Origin of the sequence: Streptomyces dangxiongensis (genome assembly GCF_003675325.1) — a bacterium.
GTDB lineage: Bacteria > Actinomycetota > Actinomycetes > Streptomycetales > Streptomycetaceae > Streptomyces > Streptomyces dangxiongensis.
This window is the reverse complement of record NZ_CP033073.1, coordinates 7,428,422-7,452,362: the sequence shown is the minus strand read 5'-3', so window position 1 is coordinate 7,452,362 and position 23,941 is coordinate 7,428,422. Positions and strand designations below refer to the sequence as shown.

At 73.7% G+C, this 23,941-nt stretch carries 22 protein-coding genes and 1 pseudogene; 14 read left to right on the top strand and 9 right to left on the bottom strand.

Going from position 1 to position 23,941, the window contains the following annotated elements:
• Positions 1-127 precede the first annotated feature (127 nt).
• The gene (locus D9753_RS33570) at positions 128-748 is read right to left on the bottom strand and encodes a hypothetical protein (protein WP_121790422.1); all 621 of its coding nucleotides are present in this window, start codon (positions 746-748) and stop codon (positions 128-130) included.
• Positions 749-1,248: 500 nt separating this feature from the next.
• Here D9753_RS33570 and D9753_RS33565 point away from each other — a divergent pair, with 500 nt between their 5' ends.
• From D9753_RS33565 to D9753_RS33545, 5 genes are all read left to right on the top strand, one after another.
• On the top strand, positions 1,249-2,115 hold the full coding sequence (locus D9753_RS33565) for an SCO6745 family protein (RefSeq protein ID WP_240468353.1): 867 nt from the start codon (positions 1,249-1,251) through the stop codon (positions 2,113-2,115).
• Positions 2,116-2,553: 438 nt separating this feature from the next.
• Complete coding sequence (locus D9753_RS33560; protein ID WP_121791428.1) at positions 2,554-3,390, top strand: fructosamine kinase family protein; 837 nt, start codon at positions 2,554-2,556, stop codon at positions 3,388-3,390.
• 273 nt (positions 3,391-3,663) lie between these two features.
• Positions 3,664-3,855, top strand: coding sequence for a putative ATP-grasp-modified RiPP (gene tgmA / locus D9753_RS33555; protein WP_020938095.1), 192 nt, complete (start codon positions 3,664-3,666; stop codon positions 3,853-3,855).
• Between the two features lie 18 nt (positions 3,856-3,873).
• On the top strand, positions 3,874-4,857 hold the full coding sequence (tgmB, locus tag D9753_RS33550; RefSeq protein WP_121790420.1) for an ATP-grasp ribosomal peptide maturase: 984 nt from the start codon (positions 3,874-3,876) through the stop codon (positions 4,855-4,857).
• A 35-nt stretch (positions 4,858-4,892) separates the two neighbouring features.
• Complete coding sequence (locus D9753_RS33545; RefSeq protein WP_121790419.1) at positions 4,893-5,834, top strand: Gfo/Idh/MocA family protein; 942 nt, start codon at positions 4,893-4,895, stop codon at positions 5,832-5,834.
• A gap of 50 nt (positions 5,835-5,884) precedes the next feature.
• On the opposite strand, the gene D9753_RS33540 is transcribed toward D9753_RS33545, so the two are convergent.
• A complete protein-coding gene (locus tag D9753_RS33540) occupies positions 5,885-6,793 on the bottom strand; it encodes a GNAT family N-acetyltransferase (RefSeq protein WP_121790418.1) in 909 nt (302 codons plus the stop codon).
• Between the two features lie 249 nt (positions 6,794-7,042).
• Between D9753_RS33540 and D9753_RS33535 the strand changes: the two genes are divergently transcribed.
• From D9753_RS33535 to D9753_RS33525, 3 genes are all read left to right on the top strand, one after another.
• The gene (locus tag D9753_RS33535) at positions 7,043-8,170 is read left to right on the top strand and encodes a PP2C family protein-serine/threonine phosphatase (RefSeq protein WP_121790417.1); all 1,128 of its coding nucleotides are present in this window, start codon (positions 7,043-7,045) and stop codon (positions 8,168-8,170) included.
• Positions 8,171-8,218: 48 nt separating this feature from the next.
• Positions 8,219-8,674 (top strand): hypothetical protein, encoded by a 456-nt coding sequence (locus tag D9753_RS33530; RefSeq protein ID WP_121790416.1) that lies wholly within the window; start codon positions 8,219-8,221, stop codon positions 8,672-8,674.
• Positions 8,675-8,860: 186 nt separating this feature from the next.
• Complete coding sequence (locus D9753_RS33525; RefSeq protein WP_121790415.1) at positions 8,861-10,102, top strand: serine hydrolase domain-containing protein; 1,242 nt, start codon at positions 8,861-8,863, stop codon at positions 10,100-10,102.
• Positions 10,103-10,388: 286 nt separating this feature from the next.
• On the opposite strand, the gene D9753_RS33520 is transcribed toward D9753_RS33525, so the two are convergent.
• Together D9753_RS33520 and D9753_RS33515 are read right to left on the bottom strand one after the other, a co-directional pair.
• Complete coding sequence (locus tag D9753_RS33520; protein ID WP_121790414.1) at positions 10,389-11,981, bottom strand: MFS transporter; 1,593 nt, start codon at positions 11,979-11,981, stop codon at positions 10,389-10,391.
• Between the two features lie 199 nt (positions 11,982-12,180).
• Positions 12,181-12,654 carry a MarR family winged helix-turn-helix transcriptional regulator gene (locus D9753_RS33515; protein WP_205614327.1) on the bottom strand — a complete coding sequence of 158 codons (474 nt, stop codon included), beginning with the start codon at positions 12,652-12,654 and terminating at the stop codon, positions 12,181-12,183.
• A gap of 118 nt (positions 12,655-12,772) precedes the next feature.
• Here D9753_RS33515 and D9753_RS33510 point away from each other — a divergent pair, with 118 nt between their 5' ends.
• From D9753_RS33510 to D9753_RS33500, 3 genes are all read left to right on the top strand, one after another.
• Positions 12,773-13,393 (top strand): L-threonylcarbamoyladenylate synthase, encoded by a 621-nt coding sequence (locus D9753_RS33510; RefSeq protein ID WP_163010859.1) that lies wholly within the window; start codon positions 12,773-12,775, stop codon positions 13,391-13,393.
• A 319-nt stretch (positions 13,394-13,712) separates the two neighbouring features.
• A complete protein-coding gene (locus D9753_RS33505) occupies positions 13,713-14,468 on the top strand; it encodes a dienelactone hydrolase family protein (protein WP_121790412.1) in 756 nt (251 codons plus the stop codon).
• A gap of 178 nt (positions 14,469-14,646) precedes the next feature.
• Positions 14,647-15,819: a glycoside hydrolase family 64 protein gene (locus D9753_RS33500; RefSeq protein ID WP_394346819.1), complete on the top strand. Its 1,173-nt coding sequence runs from the start codon at positions 14,647-14,649 to the stop codon at positions 15,817-15,819.
• A 57-nt stretch (positions 15,820-15,876) separates the two neighbouring features.
• Here the strand turns inward: D9753_RS33500 and D9753_RS33495 are convergent.
• A pseudogene (locus D9753_RS33495) lies at positions 15,877-18,281 on the bottom strand (M4 family metallopeptidase).
• 296 nt (positions 18,282-18,577) lie between these two features.
• Positions 18,578-19,393 (bottom strand): SAM-dependent methyltransferase, encoded by an 816-nt coding sequence (locus tag D9753_RS33490; protein WP_121790410.1) that lies wholly within the window; start codon positions 19,391-19,393, stop codon positions 18,578-18,580.
• Between the two features lie 120 nt (positions 19,394-19,513).
• On the opposite strand from D9753_RS33490, the gene D9753_RS36795 reads away from it, so the two are divergent.
• A complete protein-coding gene (locus D9753_RS36795; RefSeq protein WP_163010553.1) occupies positions 19,514-19,723 on the top strand; it encodes a hypothetical protein in 210 nt (69 codons plus the stop codon).
• Between the two features lie 67 nt (positions 19,724-19,790).
• Positions 19,791-20,822, top strand: a complete 1,032-nt coding sequence (locus tag D9753_RS33485) for an LLM class flavin-dependent oxidoreductase (RefSeq protein ID WP_121790409.1) — start codon at positions 19,791-19,793, stop codon at positions 20,820-20,822.
• 1 nt (position 20,823) lies between these two features.
• Here the strand turns inward: D9753_RS33485 and D9753_RS33480 are convergent, their stop codons facing one another.
• A complete protein-coding gene (locus D9753_RS33480; RefSeq protein WP_121790408.1) occupies positions 20,824-21,885 on the bottom strand; it encodes a TauD/TfdA dioxygenase family protein in 1,062 nt (353 codons plus the stop codon).
• Between the two features lie 169 nt (positions 21,886-22,054).
• Here D9753_RS33480 and D9753_RS33475 point away from each other — a divergent pair, with 169 nt between their 5' ends.
• Complete coding sequence (locus D9753_RS33475; protein ID WP_121791426.1) at positions 22,055-22,666, top strand: DNA polymerase ligase N-terminal domain-containing protein; 612 nt, start codon at positions 22,055-22,057, stop codon at positions 22,664-22,666.
• A gap of 280 nt (positions 22,667-22,946) precedes the next feature.
• Here D9753_RS33475 and D9753_RS33465 read toward each other — a convergent pair whose 3' ends face one another.
• Together D9753_RS33465 and D9753_RS33460 are read right to left on the bottom strand one after the other, a co-directional pair.
• A complete protein-coding gene (locus tag D9753_RS33465) occupies positions 22,947-23,417 on the bottom strand; it encodes a peroxiredoxin (protein ID WP_121790407.1) in 471 nt (156 codons plus the stop codon).
• Entirely contained in the window at positions 23,414-23,818 is a 405-nt protein-coding gene (locus D9753_RS33460; protein ID WP_121790406.1) for a DoxX family protein, read from the bottom strand. Before D9753_RS33460 ends, D9753_RS33465 begins: the two co-directional genes overlap by 4 nt.
• Between the last annotated feature and the right edge of the window lie 123 nt (positions 23,819-23,941).

Genomic DNA, 23,941 nt, shown 5'->3' with positions numbered 1-23,941 from the left:
TCGGGCACGGCAGCACGGGACTCGGGGCAGGGAAGGCACGCCGCGGGACGGCGTCCGGGGCCGGGACACGGGCCGCCGGCACGAACGTGCGCCGGCGGCGTCCGCGGCCCCTGGGACGTGCCGTCCCTCAGGACGCCGGCTGGACGGCCTTCTTGCGGCGCAGCGCGTAAGCGCCGGCGGCGCCTACGGCCAGGACGGCGATGCCGCCCGCGGTGGCCCCGGGAGCTGCGAGCGCACCTCCACCGGTGTGCATGCCACCACGCGGCTTCTCGTGGTCGTCGCCCCATCCGCCCTTGTCGTGACCGCCGCCGCTGCCCTTGTCACCGCTGTCCTTGTCCCCCTTGTCCCCCTTGTCGCCCTTCTCTCCCTTGTCCTTGTAGCTCTCGGGGTCGAACCGGCTGCCGTCGTGGTCCGAGCCCCAGTCGTCGCCGCGCACCGCGGCGAGTGCTCCGCCACCCGTGTGCATTCCGCCGCGCGGCCCGTCGTGTTCCCGGCCGCCGCCGCGCTTGTTGCCGTAGTCCTTGTCGCGATCGCTTCCGGAATCCTCGTCGTGATCCTTTCCGGAGCCCTTGTCGTGGTCGCTGTCGGAGCCGCTGTCGTGGTCACGGCCGGAGTCGCTGTCGTGCTCCTTGCTGTACGAGGAGTCGTCGTGATCGCCGGCGGGGACGGCGAACGCGGCACCGGGAGTGGCGAAGGAGAAGGCGGCGGTGGCAGCCGCGGTGGCCAGGAGCATGCGGGCAGAGCGCATAGTGATGTCCTTCCGCCATGGCCGGTCAGCGGATACCTCATCAGCTGGGTGGACCCGGCCCTGACATGAACCACCGTCAGCGAGGCCGTCACCGACCACCATCCGAGCCGTCCAGCCGGGTCATCACGCCACCCGTCTGCCCCAGCGCGGCTCCCCCTCGGCCCCCCGTACGGGTCAATCGGGATGGCGGGCGCCCCATGCCGTGGAACATTCCAGGGGTGCGGGGGGGGGTGGCTCGCGGAGCACGGCGCCGGGCGGATCGGGCGGACGGCGGCCGACGGCATGGTCACCGGCCTACCGACCTCCGGCCCGGACGCCGCACCGGCCGAGATCGGTCCGGACCGGGCCCTGTGGTTCACGGAACTGCTCGGCAATGCCTCGGCCGGGTCCGCGTGCCGGTCCGGTGACGCCCCGCCCCTTGTTATGACAGCCGTCATAAAGCAGGCTGGTGCCGACAGCACGGCAGGCCGAGGCGGTGGGAGGAAGCAGTGGCGGACGGGATGGCGCGAGCACTGTGGGAACGGTACGAACCGGTGCACGACCTCGTGTACTTCGCGCCGGAGGCGCACCGGGCGGCGGACGGGCTCGGCATGCGCGGCTACTGGATGGGCTACTTCGCCCTGCGCGCCGCACCCCTGGGCGCGGTGCCGCCGGCCGTGGTGACGAGCTGTTTCTACGTCTTCCACCCCGTCCGGGTGACCCGGGCGCTGCCGGACGCCTGGCGGTACGCGGCCCCGGCGGACGTCCTGGCGGCCCGGGAAGAGGCGATGAACGCGGCGATGACCCGCCTGTTCGAGGCGGATGCCGTCGACTCGGCCGACTTCGCCGAGGCCGCTGACCTGGCGTGGGAGGCCGCGACGGCGGCGGACACCACGGGCCGGGTGCTGGCCGCCGCCAACCAGGCGCTGGAGCGTCCCGAGCGGCCCGCCGCCCGGCTGTGGCAGGCCCTGACGACCCTGCGCGAGCATCGGGGCGACTCGCATGTCGCGGTGCTGGTGAGCCTGGGGCTCGGACCGGTCGAGGCCATGGTGCTCAAGGCGGCGGGCGGCGAGTCCGACGGGGCGTTCCTGCGTACGACACGCAAGTGGGGGGAGGCGGACTGGGACGCGGCGGTGGCCCGGCTGCGCGCGTCCGGCCGGCTCGCCGCGGACGGCTCGCTCACGCCGGCGGGGGCCGCGGTGCGCGCGGAGGCGGAGGCGCTCACCGACGCGGCGGCCGAGGGGCCGTGGACCGCGCTGGGGGCCGAGCGCACCGGGCGCCTGGCCGGACTGCTGGAGCCGCTGGCCGAAACCGTCCTCAGGTCGGGACTGCTGCCGCCCGGCAACCCGGTCGGGCTGCCCCGGGCGTCGCACCCCGTCGCCGGCTGAGTCCCGCGCGGGCGCGTCCAGCGGCACGGAGCGGCCGCCGGTCGCCGGCCGCCTCAGGACCCCGCCGCACGGAAGCGCACCCCGGTGGGGGTCGCATCACCGAGCGGATGTGCTCCGCGGGGCACACGGGACGCGGGCCGCCGGTCCGTGGCGTATGGAAGCGCACCCCGATGGGGGCCGTCAGCACCGAGCGGATGTGCTCCGCGGGGCACACGGGACGCGGGCCGCCGGTCCGTGGCGCACGGCGGTACCTGCCGGTGGCGGCGCCCGCCGCCCTCCCTCCCCCCGCTCACACGCGCCGGGCGGGAGGCGGCGCGGGTGGCGACCGCCCGGGTGTGACCCGTAACGGTCGTGTCCGAGGCCGAAGTGCCGCGTGCGTGGCCTCGGTTGGGGTCGTACGCTGGGGTCGTGGTCAACCGGGACGAGGATCCGGGGCAGGTGGCGGCCCGGCTCACCGGGCGCCCGGCCGATCGGGTGCGCACGACGCCGGGGTCACCCGCCGAGGTGCTGCTCGACGGCGGGACCCCGGTGATGGTGAAACGCGGCGACGGTCCGGGGGCCGTGCGCGCCGAGGTGGCGGGACTGCGCTGGCTGGCCGCGGCGGAGGCGGTCCGGGTGCCCGCGGTGCTCGGTCACGACGAGCACTGGATGGTGACCGAGCGGGTCCCGGTCGGCAGCCCCGGCCCCGAGGCGGCGTTCCGTTTCGGCCAGGCCCTCGCCGCCCTGCACGCGGCCGGCGCGCCCCACCTCGGGGCACCTCCGCCCGGCGGCCCGGAGGACGCGTACATCGGGGCCGCGCCCCTGCGCAACGCGCCGGGCACCGACTGGCCCCGCTGGTACGCCGAACACCGCGTACTGCCGTACGTACGCGACGCGGTGGACCGGGGCACGCTCCGCCCCGGCGAGGCGGCCCTGTTCGAGCGGGTCTGCGAGCGGCTGCCGGAACTGGCGGGTCCCCCGGAGCCGCCGGCCCGGCTGCACGGCGACCTGTGGAACGGCAATGTGCTGTGGGGCGCGGACGGCGAGGTCCGGCTCATCGACCCGGCCGCGCACGGCGGACACCGGGAGACCGACCTCGCGATGCTCCGGCTGTTCGGCTGCCCCCAGTTGGACCGGATCCTCGCCGGCTACCGGCAGGCGGCCCCGCCGGCGGACGGCTGGCAGCAGCGGGTGGGCCTGCACCAGCTCTTCCCCCTCCTGGTGCACGTCGTGCTGTTCGGGCGGTCGTACGCGGAGCAGGCCCTGGAGGTGGCACGGGACGCGCTCGCGCGCTGACCCGGCACCCACCCGCCCGGCGGCGCGGCTCCTCCCCCGTGTCCGGACGGTGACGCGGCCGGCCTCCCCCGCCCGGATGCCGGGTACCCGTACCCCGAGGGCCGCGGGCGCCGCGGGCCGCGGCCGTCCGGTCGCGTCGACGGAACGGCGAAGTGTTGTCTTCTTGCTCAGGCACGGTCCCCGACCACTTCCGGTGCGTGATCACGGAGCGTAAGGAAACCAATCACCCGTTCGACTCGTATAAGGACGTGACAGCCTAATCAGGGAGAGACCATGCAACCGTTCACGCTCAACTACGCGCGGCCCGCAGTGCAGTTGGACGTCACCACTCCGTACGCGTACGACTCCGGACTGCAATTGAACGTCCTCCCCGACGGGCGAATCGCCGCCACCGATCACGCCACGTTGAGAGCGCTCGGAACCACGACCTCGACCGCCGGTTCCAAGACGCACTTCGACGACTGAACCGCGGGCGTCGAGAAGATGACCGTGCTCATCCTGACCAGTGAAGAGGACGTGACGGCGGACATGGTGGTCCTCCGGCTGGGCGAGGCGGGCGTGCCCGTCGTCCGGCTCGACCCCGCCGATCTGACCAACGGGGTGGCGCTGTCGGGCGAGTTCGTCCACGGCGCCTGCCGCGGGCACCTGTCCGTCGGCGGACGCCTGGTCGGCATCAACGGCCTGCGTTCCGTGTGGGTGCGCAGACCGGGCAGTCCCGCGGCCCGCGCCGCCCAGCCGTCGGCCTGGCTGACGGAGGAGTCGTCGCAGGCGCTGTACGGCATGCTGCGCTCCAGCGACGCCCGCTGGATGAACCACCCGGACGCGGCCCACCGGGCCCGCCACAAGCCCTGGCAGTTGCGTCTCGCCCAAAGCTGTGGCCTGCCGGTGCCGGCCACCCTGATCACGACGTTCCCGCAGGCGGCGCGGGCGTTCGCGGAGCGCTTCCCGGACCTGGTGGTCAAACCGGTCTCCGGCGCGCATCCGCAGGAGCCGCCGCGGGCGGTGCCGACCAGCCGGGTCGCACCGGACGCCGACTTCACCGCGGTCGCCTTCGGACCGACGCTGCTGCAACGGCGGATCGCCAAGCGGGCCGACATCAGGCTCACGGCCGTCGGCGGCACGCTGCTGGCCGCGCGCAAGCCCACCGACCCGGACGCCGGCCCCGACGACGTGGACGTCCGCTTCGCCCCGTCGGTCTCCCCCTGGCTGCCCGCGGACGTGCCGCCGCGCGTCGCCGAGGGCGTGCTGCGCTACCTGCGGGACGCGGGACTCGCCTACGGCGCTTTCGACTTCGCGGAGGACGCGGACGGGATCTGGTGGTTCCTGGAGTGCAATCAGTCCGGCCAGTTCGGGTTCGTGGAGATGGACACCGGGCAGCCGATCGCCGCGACCATCGCCGCATGGCTCGCGGAGGAAACGGATCCGGGCCGCAGCCGTGCGGAGGGCGACCGGAGTGCGGCGTCTTGAGGGTGCGGAGATCGGCTCGGAGAAGGGAATGCGACATGCGCATCGGACTGCTGGGAACGGGCCCGTGGGCACGGGCGGCCTACGCCCCCGCCCTCGCCGGGCACACCGGCCTGGAGTTCGCCGGGGTGTGGGGACGCCGGCCGGAGGCTGCCACGGAGCTGGCGCAGCAGTACGACGTGCCGGCGTACGCCGATGTGGACGCGCTGCTGGCCGACGTGGACGCGGTGGCGGTGGCCCTGCCTCCGTCCGTGCAGGCCGAACTCGCGGTGCGGGCGGCGGCAGCGGGCCGGCATCTGCTGCTCGACAAGCCGCTGGCGCTGTCGGTCGCCGAAGGACGGGCCGTCGCGGACGCGGTGGAGCGGGCCGGGGTGGCGTCGGTGGTGTTCTTCACCGCGCGCTTCCAGAAGGAGCCGGAGGCCTGGATCGAGGAACAGGCCGCGGTGGCGGGCTGGTTCACGGCACGGGCGCAGTGGCTCGGGGCGGTGTTCACGACCGACAGCCCGTTCGCGGCCTCCCCGTGGCGCCGGGAGAAGGGCGCGCTGTGGGACGTCGGCCCGCACGCTCTGTCGGTGCTGTTGCCGGTCCTGGGCGACGTACGGCAGGTCCTGGCGGCGGCACACGGTCCGGCGGACACCGTCCACCTGGTCCTCGACCACGCCACCGGCGCGACGAGCACGCTCACCCTGAGCCTGACGGCCCCGCCCGCGGCGGCCGGGGCCGACGTGGAACTGCGGGGCGAGGCGGGGGTCACCGTCCTGCCGGGGAGTAGCGAAGGGGCGGTCCCGGCGCTGGCCCGGGCCGCCGACGCCCTGGTGCGGGCGGCCCGCACCGGCCGCCCGCACCCCTGCGACGCCGGTTTCGGCCTCCGCGTCACCGAGATCCTGGCGACGGCGGAGACCCGCCTGTCGGAGGGCCGCCAGTCGCAGGGCACCGACCAGGCGGCTCCCGACCGGACGGAAGCCGGCCCGCGCGCGTAGCACCGGGTTCGCGGATGAGCGACGGCCCGGGCGCCGGGCTGTCGGTGGGGTCACCCGGCTCCGGTGGCGTCGTCCGTCCAGTAGTTGACTCGTTCCCGCACGACGGGGTAGCCGGCCGTGGTGAAGTGCGCGGCCATCGGGAGGTTGCCCTGGTCGGTGGCGGCGGCGACGAACTCGGCGCCGTGTGCGGCCAGGAAGTGGGTGCACTCGGCGAGCAGGTCGTAGGCGTAGCCGTGGCCGCGGTGTTCCGGCACCACCCCGATGAAGCCGACGCAGGGCCCGGAGGAGTTGTGTGCCGGGATGTGGATGCCGACCGGATCGCCGCCGGGGGTGCGGGCGATCTGCCACCAGGCGCGTGGGGACGGGAGTCCTCGCAGGGTGTCCAGTTCCTCCTGGGCCGCCCGGTCCACGCCGTCCTCCTCGATGGCCCGGCGGGCGTGCGCGTCGAGGGTGACGGAGTGGATGCGGCGCAGGAGGCCGTGGAAGACGGCGTCGTCGGGTTCGGGCGTGAAGTGGAGTCGGCCGGTCCGCTCGGGCAGGCCCAGGTCCGGGGTCCAGCGGTAGAGGAAGCGGTCCACCAGGGGTGTGTAGCCGGCCTGGCGCGCGGCGGCGGTGCGTGTGCCGGCCGCGGCCCGCAGGCGCGGGTCGTCGCGCCAGCCGGCGGGCAGGTCGAGTTCCAGTTCGGGGGTTCGCCAGGGCGCGGTCCGCAGCAGTTCTGCACCCGCCGCCTCCTCGCCCTCGGCGACGTCGAACCAGTTGATCAGCAGCGGCTCGGGGTCCTCGGGGCGGCCCCACCAGGCGGCGCGGGCCACGGTGCGGCCGTCACGCAGCGCGACGCGCTGCCAGTCGGGGCGGTAGCGGGTGTTCCGGTGCTTCTCGGCCAGGGCGAGCGGGTCGGGCATGGTACGGAACAGGGCGGCACTGCTCGCGTCGAGCGTGCGGATGACCAGGTCGGTCAAGGAGTCCTCCGGTATGCGTCATGCGTGCGGCGCTCCCGGTCGGATCAGACGTGACACGCCCGCGGCACGGGGAGGGGGGAGCGCTGGATGGTGGTGACCTGCATCGTGCTCGCCTCCTTCTTCCGTCCGTCTCGGGCGTGGTGCGCCACAGGCTAGACGGCGCGCGGGGCGGGCGTCCACCGGTTTTCGGCGCGGTCCTGGTGCGCCCGGCGGCGGGCTGCTCCGACGGGGGCGGCGTAGCTTGGGGATGTGGGATCGGTGCGCGGCTGGTTGCCGCGCGGGGACCGGGAGAATCGCGGCTGGCTGCGGGGCGCGCCACCGCCGTGGTGGGTGCGGGTGCTGCCCGTGCTCCTGCTCGTGGGGGTCACCGTCACCACGCTGATGACGCCCCGCGCGGGTGATCTGGGCTTCCTGCTGGGCGCCATCCCGCCGCTGGCGGTCCTGTCGTACGGCCCGGTGATGACCGGACTGCTGGGTGCGGGCGTGATCGTGGTGCTGAACGCGCCGGCCACGCATCTGAACCGGCCCGGCAGCACCGACCTGCTCACCATCGTGTTCGTGGCCGCGCTGAGCGTGTTCGTGTCCTTCGTGCGCAGCCGCCGGGACGCCCAACTGGACACGGAGCGGGCCATCGGTGAGGCGGTGCAGCGAGCCGTGCTGCCGCCGCTGCCGGAACGGGTCGGGCGGGTCGGCTGCGCGGCGTTCTACCGGGCCGCGCAGAACGGCACGCTGGTGGGCGGGGACTTCTTCGACGTGCGGGAGGGACCGGGCGGTGTCCGCGCGGTGATGGGGGACGTGCAGGGGCACGGGCTGGCGGCGGTCGCGACGGTGGTGTCGCTGCTGGGGGCGTTCCGGGAGGCGGCCCTGGACCAGCCGGACCTGGAGTCGGTGGCTGCCCGCATGGACCGCCGGCTGGCGGTGGACTCGGCGGACGCACGGCACGCGGAGCTGTTCGCGACGGCGCTGCTGCTGGAGTTCACCGGGGGCACGGCCGCGGTGCGGCTGGTGGCGTGCGGTCATCCGGCGCCCGTCCTGCTGTGCGAGGGGCAGGCCCGGGAGGTGACCGTCGCGCCCGGCCCGCCGCTGGGGATCGGCCTGGTGGGCGTCGGCCCGCCGAAGGAGGTCACCGTGGCGCTCGGTCCGGGCGACCGGCTGTTCCTGGCCTCGGACGGGGTGTGGGAGGCGCGGGACACCACCGGCGCCTTCTATCCGCTGCCCGAGCGGCTGGCCGCGCTGGCCGGCACTCCGTCGGCCGAGCTGCCGGGAGCGGTGTGGGCGGACCTGGCCCGGCGGCGCTACGGGGTACGGGACGACGCCACCATGCTGGTGCTGTCCCCCGACCCGCCGACGAGATCCGGCCGGCCGGCGGCGGCCTGACCCGCGGATGACACCCGGGCCGCCGGCGTCACCCGTCCCGTCGGCGCGATGTGGACGCGGGGCGTGGAGTGGCTCGCCGCGTCGGCGGCCGACCCGCGCGGCTGCAAATGGGAGTGGGATCACGGCGAGGGCATCGCCCTGCTGGAGGCGGGCCGCTTCTGGGACGTGCTGAGCGTTCCCGACCGGCTGGGGCTGCTCACTCTGGACCTGCTGTGGGGGCCCGCGCTGCCGGTGCCGGGACCGACCCTGGTGGACACCGCGGCCGAGCGGGTCGGCTTCTTCCTGCCGCCGGACCCGGCCGGGGGCTGGGTGGGCGCCGGACTGCGGTACGCGAGCCGGGGGGCCTGGGTCGCCGTACCGCCGCCGTACCGGCCCGCCCGCTACCTGGAGTGGCTCGTACCGCCCGACGGCACCGGCGCCCTCCATGCGCCCGGCGCCCTGGAGGACGCGTTGCGGCAGGCCAACGGCACCCTGGCCGTTCTGGCACCACTGTACGGGCGGTAGCGGATCACCGCGGTCCGGGCTCGCGCCGGGAGAGGAGGGCCGGGCCGGAGAGGACCGCGATGTGGCCGTGGCGCGGTCCGACCGACGCGCGTGGTGGACCGGGCGCTCCTATGCTGGGGAGATCCGGGCTCGGACGTCTCGCTCAGGTCGTCTCTCACGCGTCTGTCACGTGGTTGGAGTGAGCCCATGCCGCCTTCGTCCGCACGCCTGCGCAAGGGGGCCACCGCCGCCGCGCTCGCGGGAACGCTGTTCGTGCCCCTCGCCGCGGGGACGGCACCGGCGGCCCTACCGGCCGCGCCCGCCTCCGACACTCCCGGTCCGTCGGCCTCGGGCCCGGACGTCCGCGCCCTCACCCCCGGCGTGGCACGGCGGGTCGACGCGGCCGTACGGCGGGTGATGCGCGAGACCGGCACCCCCGGCGTGAGCGTCGGCATCTGGACGCCGGGACAACCCGGTTACGTCCGCTCCTTCGGCGTCGCCGACAAGTCGACCGGTCGCCGGATGGCCCGGGGCATGTACACGCGCATCGGCAGCGAGACGAAGACGTTCACCGTGACCGCCCTGCTCCAGCTCGTGGACCGGGGCAAGGTCGGCCTGGACGACCCCATCGGCAGATACGTCGACGGCGTACCCAACGGCGACAGGATGACGCTGCGTCAACTGGCCGGTATGCGCAGCGGGCTGTTCAACTACTCGGAGGACGACGCCTTCTTCAAGGCGCTCACCTCCGACCCCCGGCGCCCCTTCACGCCGCAGCAGTTGCTCGCCTACTCCTTCAAGCACCCCGTGCTCTTCCGGCCGGGCGAGAAGTTCTCCTACAGCAACACCAACCTGATCCTGCTCGGCCTGGTCGTGGAGCAGAGGAGCGGCTCGCACCTCGGGGAGTACATCCAGCGGCACATCCTCGATCCGGCCGGCATGAAGCACACGCTCTTCCCGCACGGCAACGAGTTCCCCGCACCGCACCCGCAGGGCTACACCGACCAGACGGCGGACGGGAGGACGGCTGACGCCGCCGGCTGGGACCCGTCCTGGGGCTGGGCGGCCGGAGCGATGATCTCGACCCTGGACGATCTGCGCATCTGGGCGCCCACGGTGGCCACCGGCCGACTGCCCGACGGGAGGCGGATGGTCGGCGCCGCCACGCAGAAGCAGCGCCTCGTCACCCCGGCGACGCCGATCCCGGGCGCCGGATACGGGCTGGGCATCTTCGACGTGCAGGGCTGGATCGGTCACAACGGCTCCCTGCCCGGCTACGAGTCGCTGACCATCTACCTCCCGTCGACGCGCACCACCCTGGTGATCGTCCTCAACACCGACATCGACCACGGCAAGGACGAACCCAGCACACTGTTCGGCCGGGCGGTCACGCGGATCGTCTCCCCCCGGCACGTGTTCGACCTGCCGGCCGAGCCGGCGGCCAGGTGAGGCGCGCAGCCGCTGAGTGAGCGGGGGCGGGCCGGCGGAGCGGACATGGCTCCGCCGGCGGCCTGGGGGGGGATCGGCCGCCGGCGGAGACGCCACGCCCGGGGCGGGGGGGGGACGGCCCCGGGCGGCTCCTCCACCGATTGCCCCGGTTCCCGGGAAGTACGCACCGGCACTGCGGGGCGTTCGACGGGACGGGACGGGGCGGCGGACACAGGCGTGACCGGACGGCCGTACGCGCGGCGTTCCCGCGGGTCCCGGGCTCGCCCGGCTCCGCGCCCCGTGGCCGTCACTCCGTGGCGGCCGCGGCGCCCTTGCGCATGCCGGCCGCTGCGAGGCCCGCGCCGAGCACGCACAGGAGGCCGGTGATCACCGCGGCGGCGTGCAGGCCGTTCATGAACGCGCGGATACTGCCCTCCGTCACGGCCGAGCCGAGGCGCTGAGGCATGTCGCGGGAGACGGGGGCGACACCCATCGCCACCGCGTCCTTCGCCCCGGCCAGCTTCCCGGCCAGGGCTCGGGGCACGCCCGCGCCGGTCAGTTCGGTCTCCAGGGTGGCGCCGACCCGGGCGCTGATCACCGAGACCAGTACGGAGGTGCCGAGGGCGCCGCCGATCTGGAGGGTGGTGGCCTGGAGTCCGCCGGCCACACCGCCGTCCCGCACGGGCGCGTTGCCGACGATGGCGTCGGAGGAGGCGGACAGCACCATGCCGACGCCGAGGCCGAGCGCGACGAACGGCGGCCACATGGTGGCGTACGCCGAGTCGCCGGACCAGGTGAGCATGGTGAAGCAGGCGGCGGCCTGGAGCAGCATGCCGAGCGGCATGCAGAACCGGGCGCCGAACCGGGCCGTCAGGACGGCCCCCAGCAGGGATGCGACGAGTGAGGCGAGGCTCATCGGCAGGGTGCGCACGCCCGCCTGGACGGGTGTCAGGCCGCGCACGTTCTGGAGGTAGAGCATGACGAAGAAGATCACGCCCAGCATGACGAAGAAGTTGAGGGCGGTGATGACCGCGCCGACGGTCAGGGAACGGCTGCGGAACAGCCGCATCGGCAGCAGCGGATGCTCGACGCGCGTCTCGTGGCGGCCGAAGACGACGAGCAGCAGCAGGCCGACGAGGATCGCGCCCCAGGTGGCGGCCGACGCCCAGCCCCAGGTCTCGCCCTTGACGACGCCGAGGACGACGCTCACCAGTCCGAGCGCGAGCAGTACGACGCCGGTGACGTCGAAGCGGTGGTGACCGGTGGTGTTCCTCGACTGCGGCAGCACGAACGCGCTGAAGGCGCAGGCGAGTACGCCGATGGGCAGGTTGATGTAGAAGACGGACTCCCAGCTGACGTGCTCCACCAGCAGGCCGCCGACGATCGGGCCCAGCGCCGTGGAGACGGCGGAGACCATCGCCCAGATGCCCACGGCCATGCCGAACCTGCGGGGCGGGAACACCGCGCGCAGCAGACCGAGGGTGTTGGGCATGAGCAGTCCGCCGAAGACGCCCTGGAGCGCGCGGAAGGCGACGACGCCCGTGATGGAGCCGGAGAAGCCGATGGCGACGGAGGACAGCGCGAAGCCGGCGACTCCGGCGAGGTAGAAGGTGCGCCGGCCGAACCGGTCGCCGAGTGTGCCGCCGAGGATCAGGGTGGCGGCGAGGGCGAGCAGATAGGCGTTGGTCACCCACTGCAACTGCGCGGTGGACGCGTGCAGTTCACGGCCGATCGCGGGGTTGGCGATGGCGACGACGGAGCCGTCGAGCTGGACCATGAACAGGCCGAAGGCGACCGCGCAGAGCGTCAGCCAGGGGTTGGCGCGCCGTCGGGCGGCGGCGGTGGCCGGCAGCGCGGTGGACGCGGGCACGGCGGAGTGATCCACGGAGGTGGACGGCATGGAGAGGCCTCGTCTGGTGCGGAGATCAGATACGGGGAAGGGGCAGGGCGGACGGCGCCCATGACGGCGCGGGCGCCCGGGACCGCGACGCGGCACGCCAGCGGCCCGGGCGGCGGGGCGCCCGGGGCGTGCGAACCGCGGCACGGCACGGCACTGGCGGCGGCCCGGCGGCACGCCCGGGGCCGTAGGGGTGCGCGTGTCAGTGGGCGGCGGGGTGGAGCCGGTGCGTCAGTGAGTTGAGGGCGCCGAGGGCCGAGCCCAGGGCGTCCATCTCACCCTCGGTGAGCGAGAGCAGGGCGCCCGTGAGGTGGGAGACCTGGAGCGCGCGCACCTCGCCGAGGCGGCGCCGGGCGACCGGCGTCAGGTGCAGCCGGGCGACGCGTCTGTCGGCGCTGTCCTGCCGGCGTTCCAGCAGGCCCTGTCCGGTGAGCTGGGAGACCAGCGCGCTGACGTTGTTGGGCTTCATCAGCAGGGCGTCGGCGGCCTCGCGCACGGTGGCACCCCGGTGCTCCGCGAGGAAGCGCAGCAGGTTCAGCGGGCCCTCGGGCGGCTTGGGACGGGCGTAGTCGCGGGCGACCAGCCGGTCCAGGGCCCGGTGCAGCGCGGGCAGGGCGTCGGCGAGCGCCGAGGCGACGCTGTCGACGTCCCGCTGGGGGGCGCTGGATCCGGGCATGACCGCCACGATAGGTATGACGTCATACCTATGTCAAACGGGTCCGGGGTCCCTCGGGCGGTGCCGGCGGGGCGCCTCCCTGCGAGCAGGGCGTCCGCCGACGGAATAAGCTCGTCGGATGGCGAAGTACTTCGACGTGCACCCCGACAATCCGCAGGCGCGCAGCATCGGCCAGGTCGCCGACGCGGTCCGTTCGGGGGCTCTCATCGCATATCCGACCGACTCCTGCTACGCGCTCGGCTGCCAACTCGGCAGCCGGGACGGGATGGACCGGATCCGCTCCATCCGCCGGCTGGACGACCGGCACCACTTCACGCTGATGTGCCGGGACTTCGCGCAGCTCGGCCAGTTCGTCCGGGTGGACAACGACGTCTTCCGGGCCGTGAAGGCCTCGACACCCGGCAGCTACACCTTCATCCTGCCGGCCACCCGCGAGGTGCCGCGCAAGCTGCTGCACCCGAAGAAGAAGACCGTGGGTGTGCGCATCCCCGACCACGTGGTCACCCAGGCGCTGCTGGCGGAGCTGGGCGAGCCGCTGCTGTCCAGCACACTGCTGCTGCCGGACGAGGAGGAGCCGCTGACCCAGGGCTGGGAGATCAAGGACCGGCTCGACCACGTGGTGGACGCGGTGGTCGACTCCGGCGACTGCGGCACCGAGCCGACGACGGTGGTCGACTTCTCCGGCGGGGAGGCGGAGATCGTGCGGCGGGGCGCCGGCGACACGAGCCGCTTCGAGTGAGCGCGCGGGGGATCGGGCATGCCGCCGTCACCCGCCGAGCAGACAGATGCTCACGTCCTCGCGGCGCGGTTCGGTGACGGCCCGTCCCACCGCACCCGCACCCTCACCCCGCCGGGAAAGCGGAGGCGACCGACGGCCGCCGGGCCGTGCCCGCCCCGGTAGCCGGTCCGGATCCGGGCTCACGGTGGACGTCTCCCCCGGCCGTGGCCGGACGCCGCCCTCGCGACACGGCTCGCCGATCCTGCGTGGCAGCATGGGCTCAGTCGTGGCGCCGGGCAGCGATCCGCCCGCGTCCGTCCCCGAGGGAAGGCTTTCGACCATGACCGATGTCCGGGTGACCAGCGTCGACATCACCACCGAGGACGGTGTCGCCGACGCCTGCCTCGTCCAGCCGGCCGACGGGCGCCCGCGCCCGGCCGTGCTGCTCTACCAGGACGCCTACGGGCTGCGCCCCCATCTGCGGTCCATGGCCGAACGGCTCGCCGGTGCCGGCTACACGGTGCTGGTGCCGAACGTGTTCTACCGCCTCGGCCGGGCCCCGGTGCTGGAGCTGCCCGCGCTCATCGACCCGGCCGCCGACCCCACCCTCTGGGAGCGGCTCGGACCGATGCTGGCCGGGCTGACGCCCGACCTGGTCAAGCGGGACGCGGGCGCCTGGCTGCGGTGGCTGGCCGGCAGTCCGGCGGCGGCCGACGGCCCGGTCGCGCTGACCGGTTACTGCATGGGCGCCCGGCTCGCCCTGTGGACCGCGGGCGCCCACCCCGACCGGGTCGCGGCGGCGGCCGGTTTCCACGGGGGCCGGCTCGCCACCGACGACCCGGACAGCCCGCACCTGGAGGCGCCGGCCATCACCGCGGAGCTGTACCTCGGGCACGCCGACGAGGACCCGTCGCTGCCTCCGGAGCAGGTGGCGCGCTTCGAGGAGGCCCTGACGGCCGCCGGCGTCCGGCACACCTGCGAGGTCTACGCCGGCGCGCACCACGGCTTCACCCAGGCCGACACCCCGGCCTACGACCGGGAGGCCGACGAACGGCACTGGGCCGCCCTGCTCGGCCTGCTCGAGCGCGCGTTCTAACCCCGGGCCCCGGCACCCGCGGACCGGTGGGCGCCGGGCCGATCCGGTCCTGAACATTGACATGTACGTGTCCGGGGGATGAATCTGAGAGCGCTCTCACAACAGGTACGGACCAGACCCGTACGACCCCGACCCCACACGGAGGTGGAGAGTGCCTCACAGGCTCACACGCCCCGCCCTGCCCCTGGCCGCCGCCGCGGCGCTGATCTGCGGAGCCCTCACGCTCGGCGCACCGGTCCGCGCCGACGCCGCCGTCCCCGACACCATCCCGCTGAAGATCACCAACAACTCGGGCCGCTCCGACCAGGTCTACGTCTACGACCTCGGCACCCAGTTGTCCTCCGGACGGCAGGGCTGGGCCGACGCGAACGGCACGTTCCACGCCTGGCCGGCGGGCGGCAACCCGCCGACCCCCGCACCGGACGCGGCCATACCCGGCCCGGCCGCCGGACAGTCCACGACGATCCGGATCCCGAAGTTCTCCGGCCGGATCTACTTCTCGTACGGCCAGAAGCTCGACTTCCGGCTGACCACCGGCGGGTTGGTGCAGCCGGCCGTGCAGAACCTCTCCGACCCCAACCGGAACATCCTCTTCAACTGGTCGGAGTACACGCTCAACGACTCCGGTCTGTGGCTCAACAGCACCCAGGTGGACATGTTCTCGGCGCCGTACGCGGTCGGGGTGCAGCGGACCGACGGCAGCGTGAGCACCACCGGGCACCTGAAGTCCGGTGGCTGGAGCGGCTTCTTCAACGCGCTGCGCGGACAGCCGGGCGGCTGGGCCAACCTGGTCCAGACGCGTTCGGACGGCACCGTGCTGCGCGCGCTGTCCCCGCTGTACGGCGTGGAGACCGGCGCCCTGCCGGCGAACGTCATGGACGACTACGTCAACCGGGTCTGGCAGAAGTACACGACGTCGACCCTGACGGTGACGCCGTTCGCGAACGAGCCGAACACCAAGTACTACGGCCGGGTCTCGGGCAACGTCATGAACTTCACCAACCCCTCCGGCGCGGTGGTCACCAGCTTCCAGAAGCCGGACGCCTCCAGCATCTTCGGCTGTCACAAGCTGCTGGACGCGCCCAACGACAACGTGCGCGGTCCCGTCTCCCGCACGCTGTGCGCCGGTTTCAACCGGTCGACCCTGCTGGTGAACCCCAACCAGCCGGACACGACGACGGCGAACTTCTACCAGGACACGGTGACCAACCACTACGCGCGCAAGATCCACGCGCAGATGGCCGACGGCAAGGCCTACGCGTTCGCCTTCGACGACGTCGGCAGCCAGGAGTCACTCGTGCACGACGGCAGCCCGCAGCAGGCGTATCTGACGCTGGACCCGCTGAGCTGACACGACGACGGTCCCGCACCCGGGGAACGGGTGCGGGACCGCGGTCGGATACGGGGATCAGCCGGTCGTCAGGGCCGTGTCGTCCACGACGAAGCTGGTCTGGAGGGAGGCGTCCTCCACGCCGTTGAACTTCAGCGTGACGGTCGAGCCCGCCAGCGAGGACAGGTCGAAGGACTTCTGGCTGTAGCCGGAGGCCGCGTTGACGTTCGAGTAGGTCGCGAGGGTCTTCGAACCGGCGGTCACCGTCAGCTTGTCGTACTGGGTGCTGCCGGTCTCCGCGGTGTCGATGTGCAGATAGAAGGTCAGGGTCGCCTTGCAGCCCGCGGGGATCGTGACCGACTGGGACAGCGAGTCGGTGTGCGCGGAGCCGTAGCCGTTCAGCCAGGCCTTGTAGGAGCCGCCGTGGGCCGCCTCACCGCTGTCGGTGGTGATGACGCCGCTGGTCGAGGTCCAGCCGGTGCTGCCGGACTCGAAGCCCGGGTTGCTCAGGAGCTGGGCCGAGGAGCAGCCGCCGCCGGTCGTGCTGACCGTCCAGCCGAAGGTGGTGGTGCCGGTCGCGCCGGTGGAGTCGGTCACCGTGACGGTGGTGTTGTACGTCCCCGCCGTGGTGGGCGTGCCGGAGATCAGGCCGGTCGAGCTGTTGATCGACAGGCCGGCCGGCAGACCGGAGGCGCTGTAGGTCAGGGCGCCGCTGTTGGTGCTGCTCGCCTGGACCTGCAGGTTGACGGCCGTGCCCACGGTGGTCGACTGGCTGCCCGGGTTGGTCACCGTCACCCCGCTGCTCGGCGGGTTGATGTGGCTGCCGACGTTGATGCCGGCGAAGGCGTTGCCCACTCCCGCGTACTGCGTGGAGTTGGTGCCGTACAGCGCGGCGGCGGCGTTCAGGGCGGCGGTGCGGGCGCCGGCGTAGTTGGTGCTGGACGTCATGTACGTCGTCAGCGCCTTGTACCAGATCTTCAGCGCGGCGTCGCGGCCGATGCCGGTGACGGCGACGCCGTCGGAGGTCGGGCTGTTGTAGGTCACGCCGTTGATGACCTTGGTGCCGCTGCCCTCGGACAGCAGGTAGAACATGTGGTTCGCCGGGCCCGAGGAGTAGTGCACGTCCAGGTTGCCGACGCCGGAGTACCAGCTATCGGCCGAGCCGCCGTCCTTGCTCGGCTTGTCCATGTAACGCAGCGGCGAGCCGTCACCGTTGATGTCGATCTTCTCGCCGATGAGGTAGTCACCGACGTCGGACGTGTTGTTCGCGTAGAACTCCACGCCGGTGCCGAAGATGTCGGAGGTGGCCTCGTTCAGACCGCCCGACTCACCGCTGTACTCCAGGCCGGCGGTGTTGGAGGTGACGCCGTGGCTCATCTCGTGGCCGGCCACGTCCAGCGAGGTCAGCGGGTCGTTGTTGCCCGAGCCGTCGCCGTAGGTCATGCAGAAGCAGCCGTCGTCCCAGAAGGCGTTGACGTACGCGTTGCCGTAGTGGACGCGGGAGTAGGCGCCGACGCCGTCGTTCTTGATACCGCTGCGGCCGAAGGTGTTCTTGTAGAAGTCCCAGGTCTCCTGCGCCCCGTAGTGCGCGTCGGCGCCCGCGGTGGCGGCGTTGGAGTTGGTGCCGTCGCCCCAGGTGTCATTGGTCTGCGAGAACAGCGTTCCGGTGCCCGAGGTGCCGTGGTTCAGGTTGTACGTCTTGTGGCCCCCGCGGGCCCCGTCGGTGAGCGTGTACGTCGAGCCCGACTGGGTCGTGGTCAGCGTCACCTGGCCGCTGTACCTGGTCTTGCCGACACCGGTGTCGATCGCCTGGAACCGGTGCAGCTCCTTGCCGGTGGTGGCGTCGGTGATGACGTGCAGCCGGCTGGGGGTGCCGTCGTCCTGGAAGCCGCCGATCACCGTCTCCCAGGCGAGCTTCGGGGTGCCGGTGCCCGCCCAGATCACCTTGCGGGCGCTGTCGGTGGCGGGCTTCTTGGCGTCCAGGGCCTTCGCGGCCTTCAGCGCCCTGGTCTCCGCGGCGGCCTTGGTGAAGATCGCGGTGGTGGAACGCACTGTGATCGTGCGCTTGTTGTTGAAGGTGGTGCTCACCGTCCCCTTGGCCCGCGAGGCGGGCGGGGTGGGTGTGCACGACGAGGTCGCCGCCGAGGACGGGCAGTCCGGCGTACGTGCGCTCGTACCGCGTGTGCAGGGTGCCGTCGTTGTCCTTGACGACGTCCCGGACGACCAGCTTCTCCCGGGCGCCGAGCCCGAGGGTGCGGGCGGTCGTGTCGGTCTTCTGCCGGGCGCTCTTGATCAGCGCCTGGTGCTGGGCCGGGCTGAGGCCGGCCGCCAGGCCGCCGCCGCGCAGCGGGCTGGGGTGGGGGAGCGGCCGGTGCGGCGGTGGCCGGTACGGCCTGGAGACCGACGGCGAGGAAGGCCGCGGTGGAGACCAGGGCGGCTCCGACCGTGGCCCGCTTGTGGGGAAGGGCTCTGTGGGGTCTCACTCGTACTCCTCCTGCTGCGGCCGCCGGTTCGCGGCCGATGACAGACCGGGCGGACGGGTCTGCCGCCCGGGCGAGCTGAGCTGTGCGGGACCGTGATCCGTGTGCGGGTGGGGTGGATCAGCGTTCGGCAGGAGAATGACAGCCCTGACCGGGCCATGTCACCCAACGCCGGGTCAATCGAGGGTTTTCCCCCGGTCCGCCCGCCACCGCCGCGCCGGCCGGTGCCGAGACCCCCCGCAACGGCCGGCGCCCCCTCCCCGGCGAAGAGAGGGGGCGCCGGCCGGTGCGTGCGCGGGTCACCGCTTGCGGGCCAGGCCGCCGTGCTCGGCGACGACCTCGGACGTGGGCGCCCCGGGCTCCGGACGCCACCGCGTGACCGGGACGACGCCGGGCTCGATCAGTTCCAGGCCGTCGAAGTACGCGGTGATCTCGTCGACGGTGCGCAGGTTGTACGGGACGGCACCGCTGTCGTTGTAGGCGTCCTGCGCCTCCTCGAAGACCGGGTCGATGCCGCGCGAACCGTCGTTGACGACGAGGTGACTGCCGGACGGCAGGGCCTCCATGAGCCGGGTCACGATGGAGCGGGCCCGGTCGTGGTCGGCGACGTGTCCCAGGATGTTGCTGAGGATGAGCGCGGTGGGCCGGCCGAGATCCAGTGTCCGGGCGGCGGCCTCGAGGATGCGGTCCGGGTCCGTGACGTCCGCGTCGATGTAGGCCGTCGCGCCCTCGCGCGACGAGTACAGCAGCGCACGGGCGTGGGCGAGGACCATCGGGTCGTTGTCGACGTAGACGATGCGCGCCTCGGGGGCGAGGCCCTGCGCGACCTCGTGGGTGTTCTGGGCGGTCGGCAGGCCGGTGCCGACGTCCAGGAACTGCCGGATGCCCGCCTCGGACACCAGGTACGTGATGGTACGGCGCAGGAAGGCACGGCTGCTGCGGGCGATGGTGACGATGCCCGGGAAGACGGCGGTGTACGCGTCGCCGGCCTCCTCGTCGACGGGATAGTTGTCCTTGCCGCCGAGCCAGTAGTTCCAGATGCGGGCGGAGTGCGGCACCGACGTGTCGATCTTCTGGCGCATCGCTTCTTCGGGCGTCGTCACAGGGTCGGTCATGGGTCGTGTCCGTCTTTCAGCCGAGGCGTGGATCATTCACGGCACAACTTACGTGCCCTGACGGGTTGCTGACCCGCCGGTCCGGGTTTCCGGGTGCCCCCGGTAGTTACCGTGCACCGCGTGTCCGACTCCTCACGCGATACCGCACAGGGCGCCGGCCGGGGCGTCGCCGAACGCGGCACGTACCGGCGGCAAGTGCTTCCTGCGGCTGGACGTCGGCCCCGGGGCGGTCCGGCTGCGCTGTTCGCCGCGACCGGCAACCGCCCCCAGGAACTGGACCCGCCCGTCGAGGACGAGGTCGTGATCCCGCTCCCCGGCCCGCCGAACTGATCACACGGTTGTCACACTCGCCTGCCAGAATCGGGGCAGCACCGACGTACGACCGCTGGAGGAGCCCGTGCCGTCCACCCCTCGCCCCCTGCGCAGGCTGGGCTTCCTCACCATCGGCCTGTTCGACGCGGCGGACCCCGGCCGCGGCCACGAGTCCACGCTCCAGATCATCGAACTGGGCGAACGGCTCGGCTTCGACAGCGCCTGGGTCCGCCACCGCCACCTCCAGTACGGCATCTCGTCCCCGGTCGCCGTCCTCGCCGCCGCCTCGCAGCGCACCCGCCGCATCGAACTCGGCACTGCGGTGACCCCGCTCGGCTGGGAGAACCCGCTGCGGCTCGCCGAGGACCTCGCGACCGTCGACGTGCTGTCCGGCGGCCGGCTCAACCCCGGTGTCAGCGTGGGCCCGCCCCAGCACTTCGAGCAGGTCAGGGACGCCCTCTACCCGGACACCGCCGACGCGGAGGACTTCGGCCACGAGCGGGTGCGCCGGCTCGTGGACCTGGTGCGCGGCGAGCCCGCCACCGGCTTCCACGGGGAGGAGGGCTTCGAGGTGTTCTCCTCCGTGGTCCAGCCGCACTCCCCCGGCCTCGGGCGGCGGCTGTGGTACGGCGCCGGCAGCCTCGGCTCGGCCCGCTGGGCGGGCGAGCACGGCATGAACCTCCTGACCAGCAGTGTCGTCAAGGCCGAGGACAGCGTGGGCGGGCCGCTGGACTTCGCCGGTACACAGCTTTCCCACATCCGGGAGTTCCGGGCCCGCCACCCCGACGGGGACGCGGCCCGCGTCTCCCAGGGGCTCGTGGTGATCCCGACCGACTCCGCGAGCCCCGGACAGCGCGCCCGGTACGCCGAGTACGCGGCCCGGCGGCTGCCCCGTACCGCCTCCCCGCAGGGACCGGCGCGGCTGCTGTTCGCGCCGGACCTGGTAGGCACCTCGGCGGAACTGGCCGAACGGCTGCACGCCCACGCGGCGTTCCGCGAGGTCGACGAGGTGGCGTTCGCGCTGCCGTTCACCTTCGAGCACGAGGACTACGTGCAGATCCTGACGGACATGGCGACGAAGCTGGGTCCGGCGCTGGGGTGGCGGCCCGCCGGCTGACTCACCACTGCCCCACCGCCGGGCCGGTGAGCGGCTCCGACGGCCTGCCGTCCACGCCCACCGGCACGTCCCCGGCGAGCATCACCCGGTGCATGATCCGGGGAGCAGTCAGGTGGGCGTGGTCGCTCGGGGCGAGGTGGATCGTGGCCCGGTTGTCCCAGAAGGCGACGCTGCCGGGCTCCCAGCGGAAGCGGACGGTGTACTCGGGGCGGACCGCCTGTTCCAGCAGCATCTCCAGCAGTGCGGCGCTCTCGGGGCGGGAGACGCCGGCGATCTGCTCCACGTAGTAGCCGTTGACGAACAGCACCCGCTCCCCCGTCTCCGGGTGCACGCGGACGAGGGGGTGCACGGAGGCGACCTGGTGGTCCAGGAGGTGACGGACGTACGCGTCGTCGCCCGGCCGGGGCTGGTAGCCGACGCCGAGCCGGTGCTCGGCGCGCAGCCCGTCGACGAAGGCTCGGACCGGTGCGGACAGTCCGGCATAGGCGGCGGCCAGACCGGCCCAGGTGGTGTCGCCGCCGTAGGGCGGTACGGTCTCGGCGCGCAGGACGGTCGCGGCCGGCGGGTCGATCCGGGCGCCGTGGTCGCAGTGCCAGCCGCGCAGCAGGGTGTGCCGGCGGCGGCGCAGCCACTCCTCGTGCTCCATGCCGAACCGTCCGCCCAGCTCCAGCCGGTCCGCCGTGGTCTCCACCTCGGGGAAGCCCGCCGGCGAGGCACCGCCCCGCCGGCGGAGGACGATCGGTTCGCCGAAGCGGCGGGCGAAAGCGACATGGCCGGCGTGGTCCAGCCGCTGGTCGCGGAAGAACACCACCTTCCAGCGCAGCAGGGCCTGCCGGACCAGGGTCACCACGGCGTCGTCGAGCGGCCCGGTGAGGTCGACGCCGGTGATCTCGGCACCGATGTGCCCGGCGACGGGCCGGACCTCCACCCCGGAGACCGTGACGTCCGCACCGGGGGCCGTCTCCCCGGCACGGGGACCCCTCGCCGCCCCGTCGGCGGGCGGCGCTCCCGGCGCGTCCGCGCCCCGCTCCGGCTGTCCCGCTGTGACCCTGTGCGTCGTCATGCGCGCTCCGATGCTCGTCCCTACCGGCTCCGCTCAGATCGTGACACCGCGGCCCCCGCACCGCGAACTCCCTTCCCGTGCTGCTGCCGCCGGACGGCGTCGCGGGCTGGACCGGAGGTCCCGGGGGTACCCGGGGGTGCGGGAGGCGGACGCACGGGAGGAGCCGCTGGTGGCAGCGGAGGACCGGCTGCGGACGTACCGCGGCAGGCGCGGCTTCGGGCGGACCCGCGAGCCGTCGGGCCGGGCGGCCGGTGCCGGCGGTGACGGGCCCCGGTTCGTGGTGCAGATCCACGACGCCCGCCGGATGCACTTCGACTTCCGGCTCCAGGTCGGCGACGTCCTGAAGTCCTGGTCCGTGCCCAAGGGCCCGTCGGACGATCCCGGGGACAAGCGGCTGGCGGTGCCCACGGAGGACCATCCGCTGGACTACGAGGACTTCGAGGGCGTCATCCCCAAGGGTGAGTACGGCGGCGGGACCGTGATCGTGTGGGACCGGGGGACGTACGAGCCGCTGAGCCACGACCGCGGGGGCCGCCCGGTGGATTTCGCGGAATCCCTGGAGCGCGGGCACGCCACCTTCCGGCTGCGCGGCGCCAAGCTGCGCGGCGAGTACGCCCTGACCCGCTTCCGCGGCGGCGCGGACGGGGAGGAGTCCTGGCTGCTGATTCGCAAGGGCCCGGCCCGCCCGGACGCGCACGGCACCCCGGACCCCCGGCGGGCCCGATCGGTGCGCACGGGACGCACCCTGGCCCAGGTCGCGGCGGCCGAATGCGAGCGGTGACGGTGGTCAGCCGCCGGCGGTGGGTGGGGCGTCCACGGTGCCGGTCCGTCCGGCGCAGGTCGGGGACGCAGAGGTTGAGGGCGGCAGCGGCGGCGATCAGTCCGGCGCAGGCCAGGAGCACGCCCCCGCTGTCCCAGGCGTGCGCGGCGAGGGCGGCGAGGTAGCCGGGGGGAACGGCGAGGCGCTCACCGACCCCGTTGAAGGCGCCCATGCGGCCCTGCTCGGCCGGTGGCACCTGGCGCTGGAAGGCGGTGGTCCATGCGACGATCGAGGAGCCGGTTCAGCTCTTGCGGGCGCGCAGGGCGGCCAGGGCCCGGTCGGCGTGGGTGTTCATGCGCAGTTCGCTGCGGACGACGTCGAGGACGGTACGGTCCGCGTCGATCACGAAGGTGACGCGCTTGGTGGGGGCCAGGGAGAAGCCGCGCCGCACGCCGAACCGCTCACGGACCGTGCCGTCGGCGTCGGAGAGCAGCGGCATGCCGAGGCGGTGCCGGCCGGTGAACTCCTGCTGCTTGTCCACGCCGTCCCCGCTGATGCCGACGGGGCGGGCGCCTACGGCGGCGAACTCGGCGGCGAGGTCGCGGAAGTGACAGGCCTCGGCGGTGCAGCCGGGGGTGAGGGCGGCGGGGTAGAAGAAGAGGACGACCGGTCCGTCGGCCAGCAGTTCACCGAGCCGGCGGACCGTCCCGGTCTCGTCGGGCAGGGCGAAGTCCTCCACCTTGTCCCCCGCCGCCAGGGGACGCCGGGTCACCGCTGCCCCTTCCCCGGCCGTCCGGTCGCGTCCGCCGCGCCGCGGGCCACCGTGCGGGCCCACAGCACCAGCGGCGCCTGGAGCGGGAGCCGGGCGAGAGCGGCGGTCCGCTGGGGCGTGGGCCGGTCGCGCGAGTCGACGGCCAACTGGATGTTGGCCGGGAACACCCCGACGAAGAAGGCCGCTGCCGCCCCGGCCGCCGCGGCGCGCGTCCGGGGGGCCGCGATACCGGCCGCCAGGGCCAGTTCGACGGCGCCGCTGCCGTACGTCCAGGCCCTGGGTGAGCCGGGCAGCCGGCGGGGGATCGTCGCGTCGAACCGCCGCGGGGCGGCGAGGTGGGCGACCCCGGACACGGCCAGCAGGCCGGCGAGCAGCAGGGATGAGCGTTCGGACCGGGACACGGTTCCTCCTCTGGTGGCCTGCCGCCGGATATTACTGGACGGTAGGCCCTACGGCGCGCACCCCGGCCGGGCCCTGCCGGCCCCCGGCCGGACTCTGCCGGCCCCCGGCCCCGGTCTTGCCCG

Excerpts from the sequence above, each read along its gene's own strand:
- D9753_RS33545 (WP_121790419.1), top strand. The coding sequence starts at position 4,893 with ATGCGCATCGGACTGCTGGGAACGGGCCCGTGGGCACGGGCGGCCTAC.
- D9753_RS33510 (WP_163010859.1), top strand. The coding sequence starts at position 12,773 with ATGGCGAAGTACTTCGACGTGCACCCCGACAATCCGCAGGCGCGCAGC.
- D9753_RS33515 (WP_205614327.1), bottom strand. The coding sequence starts at position 12,654 with ATGCCCGGATCCAGCGCCCCCCAGCGGGACGTCGACAGCGTCGCCTCG.
- D9753_RS33520 (WP_121790414.1), bottom strand. The coding sequence starts at position 11,981 with ATGCCGTCCACCTCCGTGGATCACTCCGCCGTGCCCGCGTCCACCGCG.
- tgmA (WP_020938095.1), top strand. The coding sequence starts at position 3,664 with ATGCAACCGTTCACGCTCAACTACGCGCGGCCCGCAGTGCAGTTGGAC.
- D9753_RS33530 (WP_121790416.1), top strand. The coding sequence starts at position 8,219 with ATGTGGACGCGGGGCGTGGAGTGGCTCGCCGCGTCGGCGGCCGACCCG.
- tgmB (WP_121790420.1), top strand. The coding sequence starts at position 3,874 with ATGACCGTGCTCATCCTGACCAGTGAAGAGGACGTGACGGCGGACATG.
- D9753_RS33525 (WP_121790415.1), top strand. The coding sequence starts at position 8,861 with ATGCCGCCTTCGTCCGCACGCCTGCGCAAGGGGGCCACCGCCGCCGCG.
- D9753_RS33480 (WP_121790408.1), bottom strand. The coding sequence starts at position 21,885 with ATGACGACGCACAGGGTCACAGCGGGACAGCCGGAGCGGGGCGCGGAC.
- D9753_RS33570 (WP_121790422.1), bottom strand. The coding sequence starts at position 748 with ATGCGCTCTGCCCGCATGCTCCTGGCCACCGCGGCTGCCACCGCCGCC.
- D9753_RS33490 (WP_121790410.1), bottom strand. The coding sequence starts at position 19,393 with ATGACCGACCCTGTGACGACGCCCGAAGAAGCGATGCGCCAGAAGATC.
- D9753_RS33505 (WP_121790412.1), top strand. The coding sequence starts at position 13,713 with ATGACCGATGTCCGGGTGACCAGCGTCGACATCACCACCGAGGACGGT.
- D9753_RS33565 (WP_240468353.1), top strand. The coding sequence starts at position 1,249 with ATGGCGCGAGCACTGTGGGAACGGTACGAACCGGTGCACGACCTCGTG.